Annotated in this window: 14 protein-coding genes; 3 read left to right on the plus strand and 11 right to left on the minus strand. The window is 51.9% G+C overall.

All coding sequences use genetic code 11. The features are described 5' to 3' along the window. Positions 1–46: 46 nt before the first annotated feature. Together ABWO75_RS08145 and ABWO75_RS08150 are read right to left on the minus strand one after the other, a co-directional pair. Positions 47–2,923, minus strand: a complete 2,877-nt coding sequence (locus ABWO75_RS08145) for an outer membrane beta-barrel protein (RefSeq protein ID WP_353184398.1) — start codon at positions 2,921–2,923, stop codon at positions 47–49. Positions 2,924–2,939: 16 nt separating this feature from the next. Beyond that, positions 2,940–3,731 carry a sulfur globule family protein gene (locus ABWO75_RS08150; protein ID WP_353184400.1) on the minus strand — a complete coding sequence of 264 codons (792 nt, stop codon included), beginning with the start codon at positions 3,729–3,731 and terminating at the stop codon, positions 2,940–2,942. A gap of 160 nt (positions 3,732–3,891) precedes the next feature. Between ABWO75_RS08150 and rnhB the strand changes: the two genes are divergently transcribed. Then, the gene (rnhB, locus tag ABWO75_RS08155) at positions 3,892–4,488 is read left to right on the plus strand and encodes a ribonuclease HII (protein WP_353184402.1); all 597 of its coding nucleotides are present in this window, start codon (positions 3,892–3,894) and stop codon (positions 4,486–4,488) included. Here rnhB and ABWO75_RS08160 read toward each other — a convergent pair. The 8 genes from ABWO75_RS08160 to dnaG all read right to left on the minus strand — a co-directional run bounded on the left by ABWO75_RS08160 (position 4,485) and on the right by dnaG (position 15,314). Next, entirely contained in the window at positions 4,485–5,822 is a 1,338-nt protein-coding gene (locus ABWO75_RS08160; protein ID WP_353184404.1) for a sugar MFS transporter, read from the minus strand. The two genes, rnhB and ABWO75_RS08160, sit on opposite strands and share 4 nt — an antisense overlap. Then, positions 5,738–6,913, minus strand: coding sequence for a n-acyl-d-glucosamine 2-epimerase (locus tag ABWO75_RS08165; RefSeq protein WP_353184406.1), 1,176 nt, complete (start codon positions 6,911–6,913; stop codon positions 5,738–5,740). Before ABWO75_RS08165 ends, ABWO75_RS08160 begins: the two co-directional genes overlap by 85 nt. Positions 6,914–6,934: 21 nt before the next feature. Continuing rightward, positions 6,935–9,388 (minus strand): YfhO family protein, encoded by a 2,454-nt coding sequence (locus ABWO75_RS08170; protein ID WP_353184408.1) that lies wholly within the window; start codon positions 9,386–9,388, stop codon positions 6,935–6,937. A 65-nt stretch (positions 9,389–9,453) separates the two neighbouring features. Then, positions 9,454–10,140: a potassium channel family protein gene (locus ABWO75_RS08175; RefSeq protein ID WP_257659181.1), complete on the minus strand. Its 687-nt coding sequence runs from the start codon at positions 10,138–10,140 to the stop codon at positions 9,454–9,456. Between the two features lie 12 nt (positions 10,141–10,152). Further along, positions 10,153–11,874, minus strand: coding sequence for a TrkH family potassium uptake protein (locus ABWO75_RS08180; RefSeq protein WP_353184410.1), 1,722 nt, complete (start codon positions 11,872–11,874; stop codon positions 10,153–10,155). A 64-nt stretch (positions 11,875–11,938) separates the two neighbouring features. Next, complete coding sequence (locus ABWO75_RS08185) at positions 11,939–12,979, minus strand: glutaminyl-peptide cyclotransferase (RefSeq protein WP_353184412.1); 1,041 nt, start codon at positions 12,977–12,979, stop codon at positions 11,939–11,941. Positions 12,980–13,008: 29 nt separating this feature from the next. Continuing rightward, positions 13,009–13,374: a YraN family protein gene (locus tag ABWO75_RS08190; protein ID WP_353184414.1), complete on the minus strand. Its 366-nt coding sequence runs from the start codon at positions 13,372–13,374 to the stop codon at positions 13,009–13,011. After that, complete coding sequence (gene dnaG, locus ABWO75_RS08195) at positions 13,374–15,314, minus strand: DNA primase (RefSeq protein ID WP_353184416.1); 1,941 nt, start codon at positions 15,312–15,314, stop codon at positions 13,374–13,376. The genes ABWO75_RS08190 and dnaG overlap by 1 nt, the downstream gene beginning before the upstream one ends. 55 nt (positions 15,315–15,369) lie before the next feature. Between dnaG and ABWO75_RS08200 the strand changes: the two genes are divergently transcribed. Continuing rightward, a complete protein-coding gene (locus tag ABWO75_RS08200) occupies positions 15,370–16,752 on the plus strand; it encodes a nucleotide sugar dehydrogenase (RefSeq protein ID WP_353184418.1) in 1,383 nt (460 codons plus the stop codon). 29 nt (positions 16,753–16,781) lie between these two features. Here ABWO75_RS08200 and ABWO75_RS08205 read toward each other — a convergent pair whose 3' ends face one another. After that, the gene (locus ABWO75_RS08205; protein WP_353184420.1) at positions 16,782–18,506 is read right to left on the minus strand and encodes a S41 family peptidase; all 1,725 of its coding nucleotides are present in this window, start codon (positions 18,504–18,506) and stop codon (positions 16,782–16,784) included. A 136-nt stretch (positions 18,507–18,642) separates the two neighbouring features. On the opposite strand from ABWO75_RS08205, the gene pdhA reads away from it, so the two are divergent. Further along, positions 18,643–19,638, plus strand: coding sequence for a pyruvate dehydrogenase (acetyl-transferring) E1 component subunit alpha (gene pdhA / locus ABWO75_RS08210; RefSeq protein ID WP_353184422.1), 996 nt, complete (start codon positions 18,643–18,645; stop codon positions 19,636–19,638). Positions 19,639–19,643: the final 5 nt, after the last annotated feature.

Genomic DNA, 19,643 nt, shown 5'->3' on the forward strand with positions numbered 1-19,643 from the left:
TGAATAAGCGCGTAGTCCATAGCGGCGCAAGATAGCAAAAAAACGATTAGAACCGGACGCGCATTCCATCGCCGCCGCCATAGGGTCCATCCCCCCTTCCGGATCCGTCAGACCCCATACGACCACCGGCAAAATTAGAGAAGCGGTAAGAAAGTGTCAGCATAAAATACCGCGCCAGCCGGTTGCTCCGGCTATCGGTAATGGTATTGTCTATTACGCTACGGGATACGTCAATCTGTTCATTAAGCAGGTCAAATGCCTGAAACCGGATGGCACCATTCCGCCCCCGCAGAAATTGCTTTTCGACATAGGTGTTAATAATCATGGGATTTGCCCCTACGGAGCTGCTATATCCATTGTTGCTGGTTTTTTCGAAATCCGCCCCCAGTATCCAGGTGGGAGTAAAGTTAACCGATCCGTTCAGGGTAACGGCCCAGGTCGAAACGTCGCGGTTGTTTCCTGAGGAAACCGTGTTGCGGGTTGTATTATACGTATATCGTACACCCGGTGAGATCTCAATGGTTTCCTTTGGGTTATACCGGAAGCTAACGCCCTGCGAAAGCACCCAGTTTCGCGCAATATTCCTTTCTGTGGCAAAAGTGCCCGCCTCGCCTCCGGGCATCCCGGCGGTAGTATAAGATACGTTATTGTTATACGCGATCATGCCGTTAAATGACAGCGTATACGCACGGTCTGCAAACGGCTTGGCAAAGTTATAAAACCCGCGCGTATTGTAGAACCCATTGGTATTCAGGTATTCAATTGCCTGCACCAACCCGATGGAATCATCAATTGATGTAGTACGGTTGGTTACAATTTTGTCTTCAGCCAGCGAGCCCATCAGGCCGACAAAAAAGGAGGTGCCCTCCCCGATATTGAAATTCCGGTAATTCAGCCGTAGTTCATGCGTAAATTCGGCAGCCAGATTTGGGTTCCCCGTTATCGGAGCGTTCGCATTGGAATAGTCGGTAAACGGCTGCAGCTGGGTGAAACTGGGTTCCGATGCCCTGCCCGAATAGTTGACATTGAATCGCTTCGTTCGCGATACTTCGTATTCCAGGCGCGCCACGGGCATCCAGTTGAACCCGCTTCGGTTGATCGCAACGGAATTTCCATCGATATCCCCGCCGCCACGCAGGAGGTTGGGTTGTGCGGCGATACCCAGGGAATAATTCCATTTATCTTTCTCATGTCGATAAGTAAGTGTACCCCTATGCGTATAGAAGGTATAATCATACACCCGGTTATTGTTATACTCGGGGTTATCGATGACCACTCCATTACGGTCATATGCATGGGCATTGCGGTCATTATCGTAGGACGCAAAATTAAAGTCGTAGTTTACTTCGAGCCGGCCATACTGTCCCATGGGTTCAATATAGGATACGGTGGCCCCGCCATTTAGGTTCTTGTTCTGCAGGTCGACCAAATGCTGCTGGTATACACTGTCCAGGGCTGCTGCGTCGGATACGTACGGCAGGCTATTAATAATACGTTCCTGATCCTGTTCAGTACTGGCGGTGTTCAGTGCAAAATTAACAAAGACATTCCGGCCGTTGTCGTTCAACCGCCGGTTATAGAGTCCGCTAACACCGTAGGTCGGCGCATAGGAGTGACTGATTTCTCTGTTGGTCATGTCGTTAATAAGCTGCGCATCCTGGCTGTTGCTGCTCAGCGAAAGGTTATTGAACTGATTCTGCCGGAAGGAGAAGTTTGGGGAAAGCTTAATGTAATTCCGGTCATCCGGTTTGTATTCAACATTCCAGCTGAGGCGGTGATCGTTTCCAATGCTGCCGTTATTGCTATTGCTGGTTTTGTAAGTGGTTCCCTCAGCAAGTGTTGTTTCCTCAAATTCGTTACGCTGCATTGTATTGTCGGTATGCCCGAAACTGTACTCACCGTACATCGTCAGTTTTTCACTGAAGTCCTGCCGGTAATTGACACCAATCGATCCGGTATTGGTCAGTCCGTTCCGGTTCCAGCCTCCTCCGCCAAAGCCACGTCCGAAACTACCGCCACCCCGCATGCGCCGCGCGCCGCCACTGCGGGTATTGAAGTCAAACAAGCTGGCGTTTACATTGTTCAGGTTGGCGAGCACCGAAAGCTGTATGCCTTCCTTAAACTTTCCGTAGGAGCCGGTCATCTGATACCGGTCCTCGGTGCCACCTCCCACCCGGAAATTACCGAAGTCACCCGTATTGCGCTCAGGAGCTATCTCTAGGTTCAGCACCCGCTCGGGATCACCCGTCCGGTTCCCGGTCACATTTGCCATGTCCCCGTAATCATCCACAATCTGGATTTTCTCCACGATCTCGGCAGGCAGATTCTGAATGGCCGCTTTGATATCACCCCCGAAAAAATCCTTTCCGTTGATCCGTGCCCGGGTTACTGTTTCGCCCTGGGCGGTAACGTTGCCGTCCTTATCCACTTCCACCCCGTCCAGTTTTTTAAGGGCATCTTCTACCAGCGCACCTTCACGCAGGCGAAGGTCTTTCGTCGCGTATTCAAGCGTATCTTCTTTCACGGTAATGGGAGCTACCCCTGTGACAGCTACTTCGGCAAGCAGCCGGCTCGACTCATGCAGCATCAACGGCAGCGCCAATTCATTGGCACCCGGCTTGAAGGTATAAACCTGCCGCAGCGTATCATACCCCAGACTCGTCACCGTAAGTATAAATTGGGCGCCCTTAATATTGTTAAACGAAAACAGGCCACCGCTTCCGGTACTGGTCTGAACCGAGTCGAGGTTCGACACCAACTTCACCGAAGCGCCGACAACTGCGTCGCCGTTCTGGTCACTTAATGTTCCCTGTACCCGTTTATAGGTTTGTGAAAAGCCCGGAAAACCGAGCAGCAAAAGCGAAGCCGCCAGCAGGACGGCTTTTAAGGTGCGCTTTACGGTTGATTGATCTTTTTTTATCATTTAGATTCAGCATAAACTATTCTTTAGCCAGCGGCGAAACAATCCATACACCGGGTTCCTCACGCGGTTTGGATGGTGTTTGTTGCCCATAGCCGTAAGGATATCCGTACCCATAGGGATATCCATATCCGGGATAACGACTGCGCATACCGTTGCTCGTTCCCGTGTTTTTGGACATAATCAGTCCATTTATTTTCACATTAAATGCCAGTTCCCCGTCGGTTTCCGCTGAAACACCCAACTGGTGTAAAGGCACCGCAATTTCCACGCAGAGGGCATCTGCCGAGTCTATGGTCACCTGGGCCTCAATACCATACGTGTTGTCCAGTGAAATCTGTCCGTCAAGCAGGTCCGCGAACCGCAGGACATAAATTGCACGGATAGCCTGAAGTGCCCCGCGCCGCATATCTTCCGGCCGGTCGTCATTATCGGCCGACATGATCGAACGGAATGCAATCCGGTCAGCAACCGGAAAAACCACCGTAGGTCCCTCACGCTTCTTTCCCTGCGGATTGACCATCAGGCTGAGCCCCTGCGACAGCGCCCGTACCTGTTGTTCTTTGTCCGGCACACGCATGGCCACGATAAGCCGGTCGCGGTCATTTTTAAGCTGATATTGCAATCCCTGCGAGCCGTGTTCATAAAGCAGGCTATCCCCCCAGTCATCCAGCCGCCCGTCAATAACCGGATCGGCCGCCCAATCCAGAGCCTGCTGGGTATTGCCTTTATTCCGTTGCGCATGACCAGCGGTGATTCCACTGACCATCAACAGCAACATAAGGCAGCTGGTTAAGTTCATCTTCTTCATGGTAAAGTGTGTTTTTGACGACATGGCATTGCTTAAGTTTAATTGTATAAGAATTATTACACAGTGCTGCAAGACTTCCGGTCACGCGGGACCTTCTTTGCTTGATTGCTCACAATAAAAATATAATTTTGTCTCGCAAGTAACGAAACACCTCCGATAAATGCTACGCTCCACACATCAGGACATATTAATAGAGGCAGGCTGCGATGAAGCGGGACGTGGCTGCCTCGCAGGACCGGTCTATGCGGCGGCCGTTGTATTTGCCAAGGATTTTCAACACGACATACTGACGGATTCCAAGCAGTTAGCCGCTTCCCAACGGTACACATTGCGCAAAATCATCGAAGAGCAGGCGCTTGCCTGTGCCGTAGCAAGCGTAAGTGCGGCCGAAATAGACCGGATTAACATCCACAATGCGTCATATCTGGCCATGCATAAGGCACTGGATGCGCTGAAGATCAAGGCGGAGTATATTTTAGTGGATGGCAACCGGTTTATTCCTTACCGGCAAACACCCCACTGCTGCATCGTTAAAGGCGATGGCAAATACCTTTCCATTGCCGCTGCGTCTGTCCTCGCCAAGACCTACCGCGACGATTATATGGACGGACTGGCCGACGAATTTCCCCACTACGGGTGGATACATAACAAGGGATATCCTACGGTACAGCACCGGAGTGCGATCCTGGAGCACGGTTATACGCCTCACCATCGCAGGACATTCCGTGTAAGCGACCCCCAGTTGAAGCTATTTTAACGGTGGTGTGTTGTCCGGTATCCGTGCAATCCGTAAAAAACAAGGTATACGTAACAGCACAATGGGAGCATAAAGGCAATTGTCCACGTAAATTCATCTTTCAGTAACCCCTGCAAATAAGGGATTACCGCCCCACCGACGATAGCCGAAGATAGCAGCCCCGAAGCCTGTGTGGTGTACTTTCCAAGCCCTTTCACAGACAGTGAAAAAATAATGGCAAACATGACTGAATTGAAGAGTCCCACCGACACCATTGCCCATACGGCCACCTGTCCGGTCGACTGGATAGCGGTCAGAATCAACAGCAGCGCCATTGTCGCTGTTCCGGCTAATACCCGCTGCGGTTTAATCCACCTCAGCAATACCGCGCCGATCAACCGTCCAACCAGCATGCCCCCCCAATAGAGCGCAACGTAATTATTTGCCTGATGTTCCTCAATCAGCAGCGTATCCGCAATATAGTTCGTCAGAAAAGTTCCGATAGCAACCTCAGCACCTACATAGACAAATATGCCGATCGTGCCCAGGTTCAGGTTCCGGAAAGAAAAAATACGCCTCGCTGGTTGGTCTTCCCCCTGCTGCGCCTCGTCAGCCGCGGTCACCTTAGGCAATGCCAGGCGGGCTAATACCAGGGCAATTACCAGAAGTGTCAACCCAATGCCCAGGTAGGGTGTGCTCACTGCATCGCTGGCTCCTCCCGAGTCACCCAGGCGTGATAAAATAAAATGTGCACCAAACAAGGGTGCTGTCGTAGTGCCCAGCGAACCTACGCCCTGAATGAGCGTCAGCCTGGAAGATGCCGTTTCCGGCGGGCCAAGCACAGTGATATACGGATTCGCCGCAACCTGCAACAATACGATACCGATGGCGAGTACGAAAAGCGCCGCAAGGAAGAGGCTGTATTCGTGCCATATGGAAGCCGGATAAAACAGAAATGCACCAGCGCCGGCTACCGCAAATCCGAATACCATGCCCCGCTTATAGCCAATTTTTTCCACCATCCTTCCTGCGGGTATGGAAAAGAGGGCGTAGGTCAGAAAAAAATAAAATTGTACCAATGCCGACTCAGCATAGCTTAAGGTAAAACCGGCTTTAAAAAAAGGCACCAGTGTATCGTTCAGGCAGGTAATAAAACCCATCATGAAATACAATACCGCCAGCGCAATTAACGCCGGAGTATAGTACCCGCCCGGTTCGGTTTGGCCTGCCGGCGTATTTTGATGCGGAAGCAATGCCATGGTGGATTGGATTAACGTGGTAACTTTGCTGAAATAGCGTCCATGGTATTCCCGAGCTGTAGCAGGCCGCGGGGCACGTGAAAGCACCCTTTCCATTTACCACCTTTCAGGGGTAAGAGTACCTCGCCTCGCCTATTCAAGTAGCCAAACCACTCGCCGTACTCCGGATCGGCGAAATGCCGGTAAGTATATTCATGCAGTGTATTAAACCAGTCGCGGCATTGGGTGTTATCCGTCAGCAACCAAGCCTTGGCCATACAGATCATGGCCTCGATATGTACCCACCACAGCTTCTGATCCCATTCGAGCTGTTGCGTTGGGTATCCTTTAATGTCCCTGAAGTATAAAATGCCACCGTGCTCGGTGTCCCATCCAAAGTCCAGTGCACGCAGAGCGATGGCAACGGCTTTGGCAGTCAATTCCGGATCATTCCTCCGCACCGCCAGATCCATCATAAACCACATGGCCTCCAGCACATGTCCCGGATTTACTAAGCGGCCATCAAACGAATCACTGAAACTGCCGTCGGCATATACATTTTCAAGAATCAGTCCGCTGTCTGCCTGATAAAATACATTCATCACCTCGTGGATCACCTCATCAATGAGGGTTTCCACCAACTGGCGATCAAGAATATGTTCCAGCTCCACCGACAGGTTACTCAATATCATCGGTAGTGAAAAGCCCTTCAGGTCCCGTGTTCCTGGATATTGTTTATTGTATTTACCCTTGGTATTATCTCTGCGGGCGATGATATTCAAAAATGTCTGCCGGGCGATTTCCCCGTACCGGTCCTCATTTGTCGCGGAATACAGTGCACCCAGTCCCATTGCCGCAAAACAATCGGAGAAAATATTATAGGGCTGCACCAGCGGCCGTCCTTCCCGGTTCAGCGCGAAGTAAAAATTTCCTGCTTCGTCTCTACCGTTTTTCAACAGAAAATCCGCGCCATGCCGGGCAAATTCCAGCCATTCGGTGCGCCGTTCCACCTGATTGTATAATGTGGATAGCATCCAGACCTGCCTTCCCTGCAACCAGATAAACTTATCCGTATCAAACACCTTGCCCTGCCGGTCCAAGCAGGTAAAATAGCCGCCCTTTTCATCCCTGGAGTGGGCCAGCCAGAAAGGCATTACATCAGTAAGTAAATTCTCTTTATAAATTTTGCTGTAATCGCTACTATTCATGCTGTTTGTTAGTTCCCTTGGTTAAGCTTGTATCGTCCGTCGCCGCCTTTCCAGCCAGGCCGCTCCTCCTGCACCCAATACCAGCAACAACGATGCGGCCAGCGAAATACGTTCCCCGGTGTAATAAGACTGCGGTTCAAATTTAAATTCAACCTGATGATTGCCCTCAGGTAATTGTACCGCCCGTAGCAGGTAATTTGCGCGGACAATCGGTAACTCCTTACCGTCTACATAGGCTTTCCAGCCCTTATCATACCATACCTCCGAAAATACGGCAATCGCATCGTCCGACGTCGTGTATTCATAAACAAGGCGATCCGGCCGATAAGTGGTCAGTCTGATATTCGCTTCCGCGGGAGCAGTGAGTTTCTTTTCATCGAGTAACGGCTTAAATTCCTCATGGATAAATGCCTCCTTAAGCGGGTTAAACCCATTGATTGCCTGCATCTCCGCTTCATTGTCTTTCACGAACGTAGCCTGCCCGACAAACCAGGCATTTCCCGCGGCTGTGCTTCGCCGCTGGATTCGTTCGTTACCCTGGTTGTCCCTCGTAATCAGGTAGCGTGTATTGAGCATATCCAGCACATCCTCATTGATCGCCGTTGAAAATTGCCGTTCAATCAGCTCCTGATAGCGCATCAGCTTGGCTGCGTGATACCCACCGATGGATTTGTGGAAATAAGACGCCCGTGCATCGGCAAACGGATTGGTGGTGAGGTCGAGTACCCGATAGTTCGGATCCTTATCCATCCGGATGAGCCTGTCCACTTCCCGTTCCACGTTGAACTGCCGGTTTAGCTGTAGCCGGTCAGTAAAATTAGCTGCGTTCAGGTACCGCCGGTCTACCCCCCATAGGTCGATCAATGTGACCACACCAAGCAGAATCACCGCTGTCGTGCTTTTCAGTTTTTGCTTAACCAGCAGCCACACCAGCCCAAAGGTGATCAGGATCACAAGCAGTGAGCGGAGCCCATCCGCCTTTGCCAGGCCTGCGCGGTCTTTTACCAGTGCGGCCACCAGCTCGTTGGCAAGTGTATTGTCCTGTAGTTGCTGTGCATACGATTGGATAACCTCCTGATGATTGGTGGCCTTAAAGCTCAAAAACAAGCCGGGCAGTACGGCGATCAGCAGCGTAATTCCCCCAACGCCTCCCAGCACATACAATAACTTCTTCTCCAGGTTCTTTTGCTGGCTTCCGTTCGTTATAAGTTCATTTATGGCCAGGACAGCCAATACCGGCACCAGCAGTGCGGCGATCACTAGAATGGATTCCACCGCGCGGAATTTATTGTACAGTGGAAAATAATTAAAAAAGATATCCGAAACCAGAGAGAAATGCCGACCGAAGGAAAGCAGCAGTACGAGCAGTGTCGTGCCCAGCAGCCACCACTTCAACCGGCCACGCACGATCACGGCGCCGAGTACAAAAAGGAAGATAATGCCTGCGCCGAAATACCAGGGACCGGAAGTAAAGGGTTTTTCTCCCCAATAAGCCGGAATGCTGGCCGCAGCATCCGGTGAAATACCGTTGTTCATCAGTACGCGGCCGACCTCGGAGTCTGCATCCAAGTGCGTCGTCATCCCGCCTCCATAAGCGTTAGGCACCAAAAACGTCAGGCTCTCTCCCACACCCTGGCTCCACTGATAGGCATAGTCGCGGCTGACCCCGTTATCCGACCGCTCCGTGCTCTGCGTAGCCAGGTTTGCCTGCCCGCGTATCGACTCTTTACTATATTCGTAAGTAGGCCATAACAACGATGCATTAACGGCCAGCGCCAGCACCACGGCAGCTGCCTGGTACCCGAGGGCACGGCCAAAATCCAGCAGCCGCTTTTCCCGGACAGCGCGGTAAAACTCCATCCCTACCAGCACGAGTGCTGCCAAAAACAAGTAGTAGGTTACCTGTATGTGATTGACCCGGATCTCTAGTGCCATGGCAAAGGCCAGGATTACCGCACCCAGTAGGTATCGCCCGCGAAAGGCCAGGATGATACCGGCGAGAATGGGCGCCATAAAAGCGATAGCGTAGGTTTTATTGGCGTGTCCCGCCTCAATATAAATGAAATTATAAGACGAAAACGCAAAAGCCACAGCCCCAAGCGCCGCCAGCCAGGGTTTTACCCTCAGCACGCCAAATAACAGGTATGACCCCAGCAGATACAGCAGTAATACGTCAATGGGATGAGGGAACGCCCACTTGAAGCCCCGCAATATATACGTGGTGATGTTGCTGGGCAAATCGATCAGCACCTGATAGGAGGGCATACCGCTGAACATCGAGTTCGTCCATAAAGGCATGTCGCCATCCCGCTCCTGGATCGTGAGGATTTCCTGTTGCCCCGCCTGGGCCTGCAATACGTCATGCTGAAAGAGTACTTTCCCCTGCCAGGCAGGTGTAAAATAAAGAAAGCTCATCGCGATGAACAGCCCGATTACGGCCAGATGGGTAGCATTGTTGTTAAACCAGGTTTTCATGTATCCTCAATTGGTTGTGATTAACGAAGTGCCAAAAGTAGCGATTTGATTTGAGATACGCGCAATCACTCCCCCTTTTGAATCAGTCGATTGATGTCCTTCAATTCACCGAAAAGCACCAGAATATCGCCTGCCGCCAAAACGGTGTCCGACTGGGCAATTCCGGTCGCCTCCTTGGCCCCGTTCACCTTGCTTTCGCCCTCTTCGGCAGTGATTTTAAGCGTGGTCAGCACAATAACCCGGTATTTATTGGTCAGGTTGGCTTCGCGCAGGCTCATCCCGATGTACTTGTCGGGCACCTTGGTTTCAATAATACTGTACTTTTCCGAGACCTTAAAGGAGTCGACGATGTCAATATTGTCCAGCCGCATGGCCAGCCGCCCTGCAGCGTCCTCCTCTGGCATAAGGTACTCGCCGATATCCATAGCCTCCAGCACGGTTTTTTGCAGATCGGACACAACCCGCCCCACAATCCGCTTGACCCCCAGCTGTTTCAGCAGTGCCGTGGTCAGCAACGAGGCACCTTCATCCTCGCCGATGGCCACCACCACTGCGTGGGCGTCCTTAAGCGGCAAGGCACTTACAGCGTCAACATCGGTACTGTCCATGCATACTGTGTGGGTAATTTTTTCCTTAAGCTGTTCAACCTTCGCCATTTTATTGTCTGCGCCAATGACTTCATGGCCCAGTTCAGTAAGACGTATGGCGAGTGCCTTGCCGAAATTTCCTAAACCCAATACGATGTATTTCATACGATTGACCGATTAAAACAGGACTTTCTCCTGCGGATATTCATAACTTCTGTTCTTGGTATTTTTGATCAGGGCAACCAGTAGGGTAAGCATGCCCACCCTACCCGTAAACATACAGCAGGTCAGTACTACCTTACCGGCATCGCTGAGCTGCGGGGTGATCCCCACACTCAGGCCACAGGTGGCGTAGGCCGAAAAACTTTCAAAGGCTATTGCCCATAGACCCTGGTTCCCATCGGTGATTGACAGGGCAAGAATCGTGAGGCCAATAGCAAAAAATGAAAGAAAAATAATGGCAAAAGCCTTGTTTACGGAATCACCGGACACCTTGCGACCGAATATTTCGAGGTTATCCTTCCCCCTGGCCAAATTGAGCACATTGAGTACTGCTACGGAAAATGTCGTGGTTTTGATGCCGCCCCCGGTGGAACCGGGTGAAGCCCCGATCCACATCAGGAACATCATGATCAACAGCATCGGAAAAGACAGTCCGCCGGTGTCGGTTACATTGAAACCTGCTGTCCGGGCGCTGTTACCCGTAAAAAAAGCGGCTACCCATTTACCCCAAAGGGAGGGATGCTCTGCCAGTGCATGGTCATACTCCAATATAAAGGTCGTTATTGTCGAGAAAATAAACAATGCCAAGGTGGTCCAGACCACCAGCCGGGTATTAAAACTGATCACCCACGCCCGGTAGGTAAAAGGCTGCCCGTGAATGACCCGTTTGAAAACATTGACGATCCAGCGCTTGACGAAGGTATAAATGTTGAATACGATACCAAAACCAAGCCCCCCCACGATAAACAACGCGGCCACGGCCACCTGCAGCTCGTAGTTATAACGGAACAGTGGATGATGAAGCCCACCGGAAGCAAGGGAAAACCCGGCGTTGCAGAATGCGGAAACGGCATGGAATACGGCAAAAAAAATGCGATCTCCGGTTGACGAAAACATGGCCGAGTCAATGAAAAAGAAAATAAAAATTGCGCCGATTGCTTCAAAAATAAGCGTAACAAATATGATCTTCAATAAGGTACTGATCACCGAGCCTACCTTATTGTGCCCTAAGAACTCGCTGTACATGAGCTGATTTTTATAAGAAAACCCGCCCGCAAAAAAATAGCCGAAAAAACCGGTAAAGGTCATGATACCCAGCGCGCCAAGCTGCATCAGCACCAGGATAACCGTATGCCCGAATCCCGTAAACCGTGTGGCGATGTCAACGGTGGACAACCCGGTGATGCATACCGCACTCGTCGACATGAAAAGGGCATCAACAAAAGACAATGGCTGCTGCCAGGTGGTTTTGGGTAGCATGAGCAGCAAGGTTCCCACTAAAATGAGCACCAGAAAACTGATGACAAAAAGGATCGTGGGGTTAAAGTAAAAATTATCGAAAAACAGGCTGTTTTTTGACAGTTCACTCAGAAATACCGCAAAAATTCCCAGGTAAATCCATTCATCCTGCTGCAAAAAAGAAAGCAGCGGGTGTTCATTTGATCGCCCCAAAGCAACGAAGAGAAAATAAACGGCCAGCAGTAATCCACCGTAATGTGCCACGCCGACTTTCCGTGCCACCACCATGGAAAACACCAGACGGAATAACCCAAGGGCGAAAAGACCGTAAAACAGCCAGACGATGACCGCGGTCACCTGCTGGGCGGTTACCTGGTCCGTATTGTACCCCAGGTGAAACAACACCACCAACACACACCCCAGGCTGCTGTACAACATAGCCCGGTCGATTATTTTCCCCCGGTATTTAAAAATATATTTTAGTGTGTTTAGCATGCACCTGCTACCGTTCCACCAGCGCGATCTCGTAAAGCTTATTCCAGTTTTTGCCGGTCACAAAAAGACGGTCGCCCTTCCGGTCATAGGCAATGCCATTCAATTCATTGTCAATTTCCGCTTTGTTCGGATAAATGCCGATCAGGTTGATCTCTCCTTCTACTGCTCCGCTTGCAGGGTCAATGATTACAATAATGTCCTGCTGGTAAATATTGGCGTATATCTTTCCGTTTATCCACTCCAGTTCATTGATACTGTCTACAGGGCCTTTGCTGTTATATACTTCGATGAAACCCTCTTCGGCAAAAGATGCAGCATTCAGAAAGTACAGCCGGCTGCTGCCATCCGACTTAATAAGCCGGCTGCCATCGTAACAAAGCCCCCAGCCTTCCGGGCTTTGGCCGTAGGCAAATTCGCCTGTCTTGGCAAAAGTCTGCTTGTTATAAACAAAGCCCACTTTTTCGAGGTATGTAAGTTGGACGATCCGGTCGCCCATGATCGTCATTCCCTCGCCGAAAAACCGATCATCCAGGTTAATCCGCTGCACGACTTCTCCCGTCTGGTAAGCCACTTTACGCAGCGACGATTTTCCGCGTAGCCCCGTGCTTTCGTAAAGATAGCCGTTTTCGTATTCAAGGCCCTGGGTAAACGCCTCGGGATCGTGCGGGTATTCATGGACTACGTTGAAGCCATACCGCTTGGGCGGGTGCGGCACAACCACGATATTGCTATAGGCTACCTGTTCTTTACCATCGTGATAAAGCCGGGCACTGAGCGTCCGGTTACCGAAAGCCGCTTCCCGCGTTTCCAGGCTAACCACACTGCTATCCGTCCTGCGGGCAAGCACTTCGTCGTCTATCGCGTATACCACCGAATCGATGGCCGAAAGATTGTCCGGAAATTCAAGTTTAAGTGACAGGACATCACCGACGTTCACCATGGTGCCCGCGGTGGGCGACGAGAAACGGAATTTCGCTGTTTTCTTCTGTGTATTGCATGAAGCAACCAGCGCAACAAGTACCGCCCCGAGATAAATCAATTTATTCATGTTCGCAAACTTAGCTATATATTTTACACTTAGTCGGGCCAAAAGGCATCTTTTATCAGCTCGGTTCGATACGATTTGCGGTCCGCTGAATACAGGACAGAAACCACATCAAAACGAATCTCTCCTTCGTGGCGGTGTGCCAGGATGTACCGTTCGGCTGCACGTGTTAACCGGCCCTGTTTTACCCAGTCCACCGCCTCATGCGGCATCCCAAAGTTACTGCTCAGGCGCGTTTTTACTTCGACAAACACCAGGTGGTTGCCATCGCGGGCAATGATGTCAACCTCGAGGTGCTTATGTCGCCAGTTCAGGCAGATTATCTCGTATCCCTGCTGCTTCAGCAGCTGTACGGCAATAGCCTCGCCATCACGGCCCTTTTGCTGGTTACCCTGCATTATTTTATCACGATCGTCCCCAGTTTTTCAGCAATCAATTTGGAGACTTCTTTTATTTTTTGATAGTTGCCCATGAGTGCCGCAAGCTGCGCCGGGTCGGTTTCTTCTTTCATGGCTTCGCGGAGTTGGCCAAGCTGCTGTTCGACCTTTTTCTTTTTGATGCGGAATATGGCATGATATACCAGGTCTTCCAGCCGTTCTGATTCGTGCGAAACGTATATTTTGCGTTTCTCATCATTCCAATTGGGACTGAGGCTGTATTTCATGGACAGCAGTTCGACAGCCAGATCGGCAACGGTACGGTCGGCGTGGTTGACAAACACCCGCTCGCCCGGAAGCTCATTTCGCGTGATATGCGCTTTATAGGTATCGATGATGGTCACGCATGCCGGATCTTCAAACACCACGTCATGCAGCCCGCTCAATAGCAACGGGGCAACCGGGATGTCACCGTCGGCCTCCCAGGTTGCTGGCTGGCTTCCGTAATTCAACAGGATCCGGATAATTTCGCGTTCTTGTAACAGGACGGAATTCACCCCGGAATCTGGCTTCGGTTCCGTAACTGGAAAAGCATCCGGATATACAGCCGAAGGGAGGCGTTCCTCCGCGGCCGGCTCTCGGGGCCGTTTTTTCGCATGCCCAATACGGATTTTATTGAGTTCCGCAATAAGAATGCGTTCCTCCATATCAAGCAGCGTGCTGCACTCCCGGATGAACACCGAGGCCTTAATGGCATCGGGAATCAGTGCAATGCTGGCGACCACGTCATGAATCACTTCGGCGCGCCTCACCGGGTCGTTCCCGGCATCCCGTAGCAGCACCTGGGTTTTATATGCAATAAAGTCCTGCCGGTGTGTGGCGATGTATTGGGTAAAGGCTGCCGACCCGAATTGCTGCACATAAGAATCCGGGTCATTACCATCCGGAAACAATAGCACCTTGACATTCATCCCCTCTTCCAGCAGCATGTCCGTACCACGCAGCGAAGCCTTAATTCCTGCCGCGTCCCCATCATAAAGAATGGTCACGTTGCTGGTATACCGGGAAATCAACCGGATCTGGCCCGTCGTCAATGACGTGCCGGACGAAGCGACCACGTTTTCAACACCTGCCTGGTGCATGGAAATAACATCTGCATACCCTTCCACCAAATAGCAGTGATCGGCTTCAACAATGGCTTTTTTCGCAAAGTACAGCCCATACAGCACGTCCGATTTATGGTAGATTTCGCTTTCGGGTGAATTGACGTATTTCGCCGCCTTTTTATCGGTCTTCAGTATACGGCCCCCAAAACCGAGGACCCGGCCGGTGAGGTTATGGATCGGAAAGATAACACGCCCGCGAAAACGGTCATATACGCCGCCGTCATCCTTTCGGATTACCAGGCCGGTCGCCTCCAGAAACTCGTCTTTATAACCCGCTGCCTTTGCCTGCTCGTACAATGCTGTCCAGGCTTCCGGCGAATAACCCAGTTCAAACTTACGGATGATGTCATCCCGGTAGCCGCGCTCCCGGAAATAATTGAGCCCAACCGTCTGGCCTTCCCCCGTGTCCCACATCGATCCAGAAAAAAAACGGCCTGCCCAGCCCGTGACAATAAACAGGCTCTCCCGCCGGTCCTGGGCAGCGAGTTGCTCGGGCGTTCTTTCCGTTTCCTCAACCGCAATGTGGTACTTCCCCGCGAGGTAACGGAGGGCCTCCGGATAGGAATACTTTTCGTGCTCCATAACGAAACGCACCGAATCCCCCCCGGCACCGCAACCGAAGCATTTGTAGATGCCCTTGCTTACCGAAACGTTAAAGGATGGTGTTTTCTCATTATGGAACGGACATAAGCCAATCAGTGATGTCCCCCGCTTTTTAAGGTCTACAAAATCACCTACCACCTCCTCAATGCGGGCGGCGTCCAGTATTTTATCGACTGTTTCCTGTTTGATCAAAGCTATTCTTCCTGTTTGGCAAGGTAAAATTAAGGATTTTTTTATTTTTGCTGGCATGAACATCACAAACATCTGCTGCATCGGGGCTGGCTATGTCGGGGGACCGACCATGTCAGTGATTGCCCAGCAGTGCCCGGACATCCGGGTAACGATCGTCGACATCAACGAGGCCCGCATTGCGGCATGGAACAGCGATGACCTCTCGGAGCTTCCGGTGTACGAGCCGGGGCTTGCCGGCGTGGTTGCCGAGGCGCGTGGACGGAACCTGTTCTTTTCCACGGATGTGGACAGGGCGATCGACGAGGCGCAGATGGTGTTCATCTCGGTGAACACGCCGACCAAGACCTACGGCAAGGGCCGTGGCATGGCGGCCGACCTGAAATACATCGAGCTGTGCGCGCGGCAGATTGCCGCGGTGGCCAAGGACGACAAGATCATCGTGGAGAAATCCACGCTTCCGGTACGCACGGCCGATGCGCTCAAGAGCATCCTGCACAACACGGGCAACGGGGTGAACTTCCACATCCTGTCCAACCCGGAATTCCTGGCCGAGGGTACGGCCGTGGCGGATTTGCACAACCCCGACCGGGTACTGATCGGCGGGGAGCACCCCGAAGCGGTGGAGGCCCTGGTGAGCATCTACGGGCGCTGGGTCGACCGCAGCCGGATCCTGACGACCAACCTGTGGTCCTCGGAGCTGTCCAAGCTGACGGCCAATGCGTTCCTGGCCCAGCGGGTATCCTCGATCAATGCCATCTCCGAGCTGTGCGAGAAGACGGGTGCCAACGTGGACGAGGTGGCCCGTGCCATCGGTACCGACAGCCGCATCGGCCCGAAGTTCCTGAAGGCCTCGGTGGGCTTCGGCGGTTCGTGCTTCCAGAAGGACATCCTCAACCTGGTGTATATTGCCCGCAGCTACGGGCTGCAGGAGGTGGCCGACTACTGGGAGCAGGTGATCATCATGAACGACCACCAGAAACGGCGCTTTGCCGACAACATCGTACAGACATTATACAACACCGTTTCGGGCAAGAAGATCGTGTTCTACGGCTGGGCATTCAAGAAGGATACCAACGACACGCGGGAGTCGGCGGCCATTTACGTGGCGGACGCCCTGCTGGCCGAGGAGGCCGAGATCACCGTGTATGACCCGAAGGTGCCGGCCGGACAGGTGTACAGGGACCTGGATTACCTGGGCACGCGCAGCCCGGAGGAGAACCGCCGGCTGGTCACGGTGGTCGGCGACCCCTACGAAGCCGCCGGCGATGCCCATGCCATTGCCGTGCTCACCGAATGGGATGAATTCAGAACCTACGACTGGAAACGGATCAGGGAACACATGATGAAACCCGCTTTCGTGTTCGATGGAAGGAAAATCCTCGCAGCAAATAAACTTGACCAAATCGGATTCCAGTATTATGAAGTCGGTGCGGGGTAACCCGCCGGGTGGCCGCTAGCACCGGAAACTCACTGCGGAGTCACCGCCAGTACAGTTTCCGGCTTACCAATTGTTCTGTAATCGCCTTCTCCAGATAAAATACTGTAATATTCCGCTTTCCCCAGATCCAGCAGACCTACAGCACGTTTTAGCTGGTCATCATGTTGCATGGAAAATGCTTTTTTCCCTTCCTGATAATAATAGCGCGATACCATTTCGGCCCCCAGCACTTCCTTGATCTCATCGCGGTAACGGTCGATAACCGGGGCGTTGTCGCCCCGCAACGCCTGGGTAAGCGCATCGAACCGCTGCAATACGGTTTCCGACTTTCCCATCGCACGCGCCTGCAGCTGCAGCTCACGGAGTTGTTTTTCCGTATCCGACAGGTAATGGTAATCCCGGTCCGCCAGGAACCGGATAAAATCCGCATATTGTGTGTCGCTGACCATGAACTTATCGGCAGCGGCTATATGGGGATGCGCTGATTTAAAAAATGTTGCATAATCAAAAATCAAACGCTGCGCCAGCAGGGCACTGACAATGGCGCTATTGGCGCGCTTTTCCACGGTAATGTCCGGGTAGATCCCACTGCCGTCGTAGACGATCCTTCCTCCCTTGGTGTGGAACGCATGAATGGACGAATCGGGTACGTGGGCGTATTTCCCATTCCGGCCTTTATGAAAATCCAGCGCCTGAATACACCGGCCGGCCGGCGTATAATACTTGGCGACCGTAACCTTCACCAAATTATTATAAGGAATATTAAACGTCTGCTGTACCAACCCCTTGCCGAAGCTGCGCTCTCCGATGATCACCGCCCGGTCAAGGTCCTGTAATGCGCCGGCCACTATCTCGGCCGCCGAAGCCGAGTGGCCGTTGATCAACACAGCTAGCGGGATATCCGGGGCAATGGGCGCGGCCATGGTACGGTAACTCCGGTTCTTTGCCGAGTTCCTGCCCCGCTGGCTAACCACAAGCTCTCCCGGCGGTACAAACAGGTTGACAATCTTTACCGCCTCTTGTAGAATCCCGCCGCCGTTATCCCGCAGGTCGATAATCAGGCCGTTAAGCGGTCCTTGCCGCTGCAGATTGTTAACTGCGTTTTCTATTTCCGAAGCCGACTGCTCTAAAAACTTGTCCAGCTTGATATAGCCCACCCCGCCTTCCAATAAGGAGATGTGGCTCACGTTGGGCTGCCGGATCATCGCGCGGGTTAATGCTACGGTATCCAGCCGATCAAGCAGTACATGCCTCACTTCAAGATTAATGACACTGCCATCGGCGCCGCGGAGAAGACGGCTGGCTTCGTCAGGTGTAAGACGCGCCAGCGGACTCCCGTTCACCGCCACCAGTTCATCCCCGGCTTGCAGGCCCGCATGGTCGGCCGGCTGACCGGCGTATATTTCCGAAATAAAAATACGGTTATCCTGTGCGAAAATAGCGGCTCCGATCCCACCATAACGCGTGTCCACATATTTGAGTCTGTAATCTTCCACATCCGTATCCTGCACATACTCCGTGTACGGGTCCAGGTCGTCAAGCATGGCGTCAACCGCTGTTTTAACTAGTTTACCGCTATTTGTTTCGTCGACATAGTTCATACTTACCTGTCGGTACACCGCCGAAAAAATATCAAGGTTTTTACTGATCAGGAACAGTTCATCCCGAACGGCGGCAAAAGCAGCGCAAAAAAATATAGCGGCCGCCAGCAGTGCAATCCGGTGTGCTTTTCGCATGTTTTTACGGTATCTCATTCGGAATGGTATGAAAAGAACAATTAAAGATAATAATTTTATGGGATAAGCAAAACCAGGAAGGCACGGCGATTGCATATCACAACAATTTTATCTAAGTTTGCCTACGAAAAAAAAGACATTCTAAAACTTGGAAATGAGTTCGACACCGATAACCAAAGAAACGTATTTGGAGTGGTATAAATCCATACTGCTCATGCGCAAATTTGAAGAAAAGGCCGGGCAATTATACGGGCAGCAAAAAATCAGGGGATTCTGTCACTTATATATCGGTCAGGAAGCCGTTGTAGCCGGTGCTATGTCGGTATTAGGCCCTGAAGATTCCTTGATTACTGCTTACCGCGACCACGCACATGCCATTGCCAAAGGTGTATCGGCCAATGCGGCCATGGCCGAGTTGTTCGGCAAAGCTACCGGATGTTCAAAAGGCAAAGGTGGCTCCATGCACTTTTTCAGTAAAGAGCACAAGTTTATGGGCGGGCACGGCATCGTGGGCGGCCAGATCCCGCTGGGTGCCGGCATCGCTTTCGCGGAAAAATACAACGGTACTAAAAACGTATGCGTGTGCTACATGGGCGACGGAGCCGTACGGCAGGGCGCTTTCAATGAAACACTGAATATGGCCATGCTTTGGAAATTACCGGTCATTTTTGTCTGTGAAAATAATGGCTATGCCATGGGAACGTCGGTCGCCCGGACCACCAACATGGAAGATATCTACAAAATGGGGCTTGGTTTCGATATGCCCAGCGCGCCGGTAGATGGCATGGATGTAGTGGCGGTGCATAACGCGATGGATGAAGCAGTACAACGCGCCCGTAATGGCGATGGTCCTACATTCCTGGAAATGCGGACGTACCGCTATAAAGGCCATTCCATGTCCGACCCGGCAAAATACCGTACCAAGGAAGAACTGGAAGAATATAAGGGCCGCGATCCGCTGATCACGACCAAGGCAGCCATTGCAGATAAAAAGTACGCCGATGAGGCCTGGTTTGATGAGGTGGAGGCCGACGTAAAAAAAGTGATCGATGACTGTGTGAAGTTTGCGGAAGATTCGCCGTATCCGGAACCGGAAGAACTGTACAAGGATGTATACGTACAAGCCGATTACCCATTTATAACCGATTGAGCGAT

It is taken from the genome of Parapedobacter lycopersici, assembly GCF_040395035.1.
GTDB classification, from domain to species: Bacteria; Bacteroidota; Bacteroidia; order Sphingobacteriales; family Sphingobacteriaceae; genus Parapedobacter; species Parapedobacter lycopersici_A.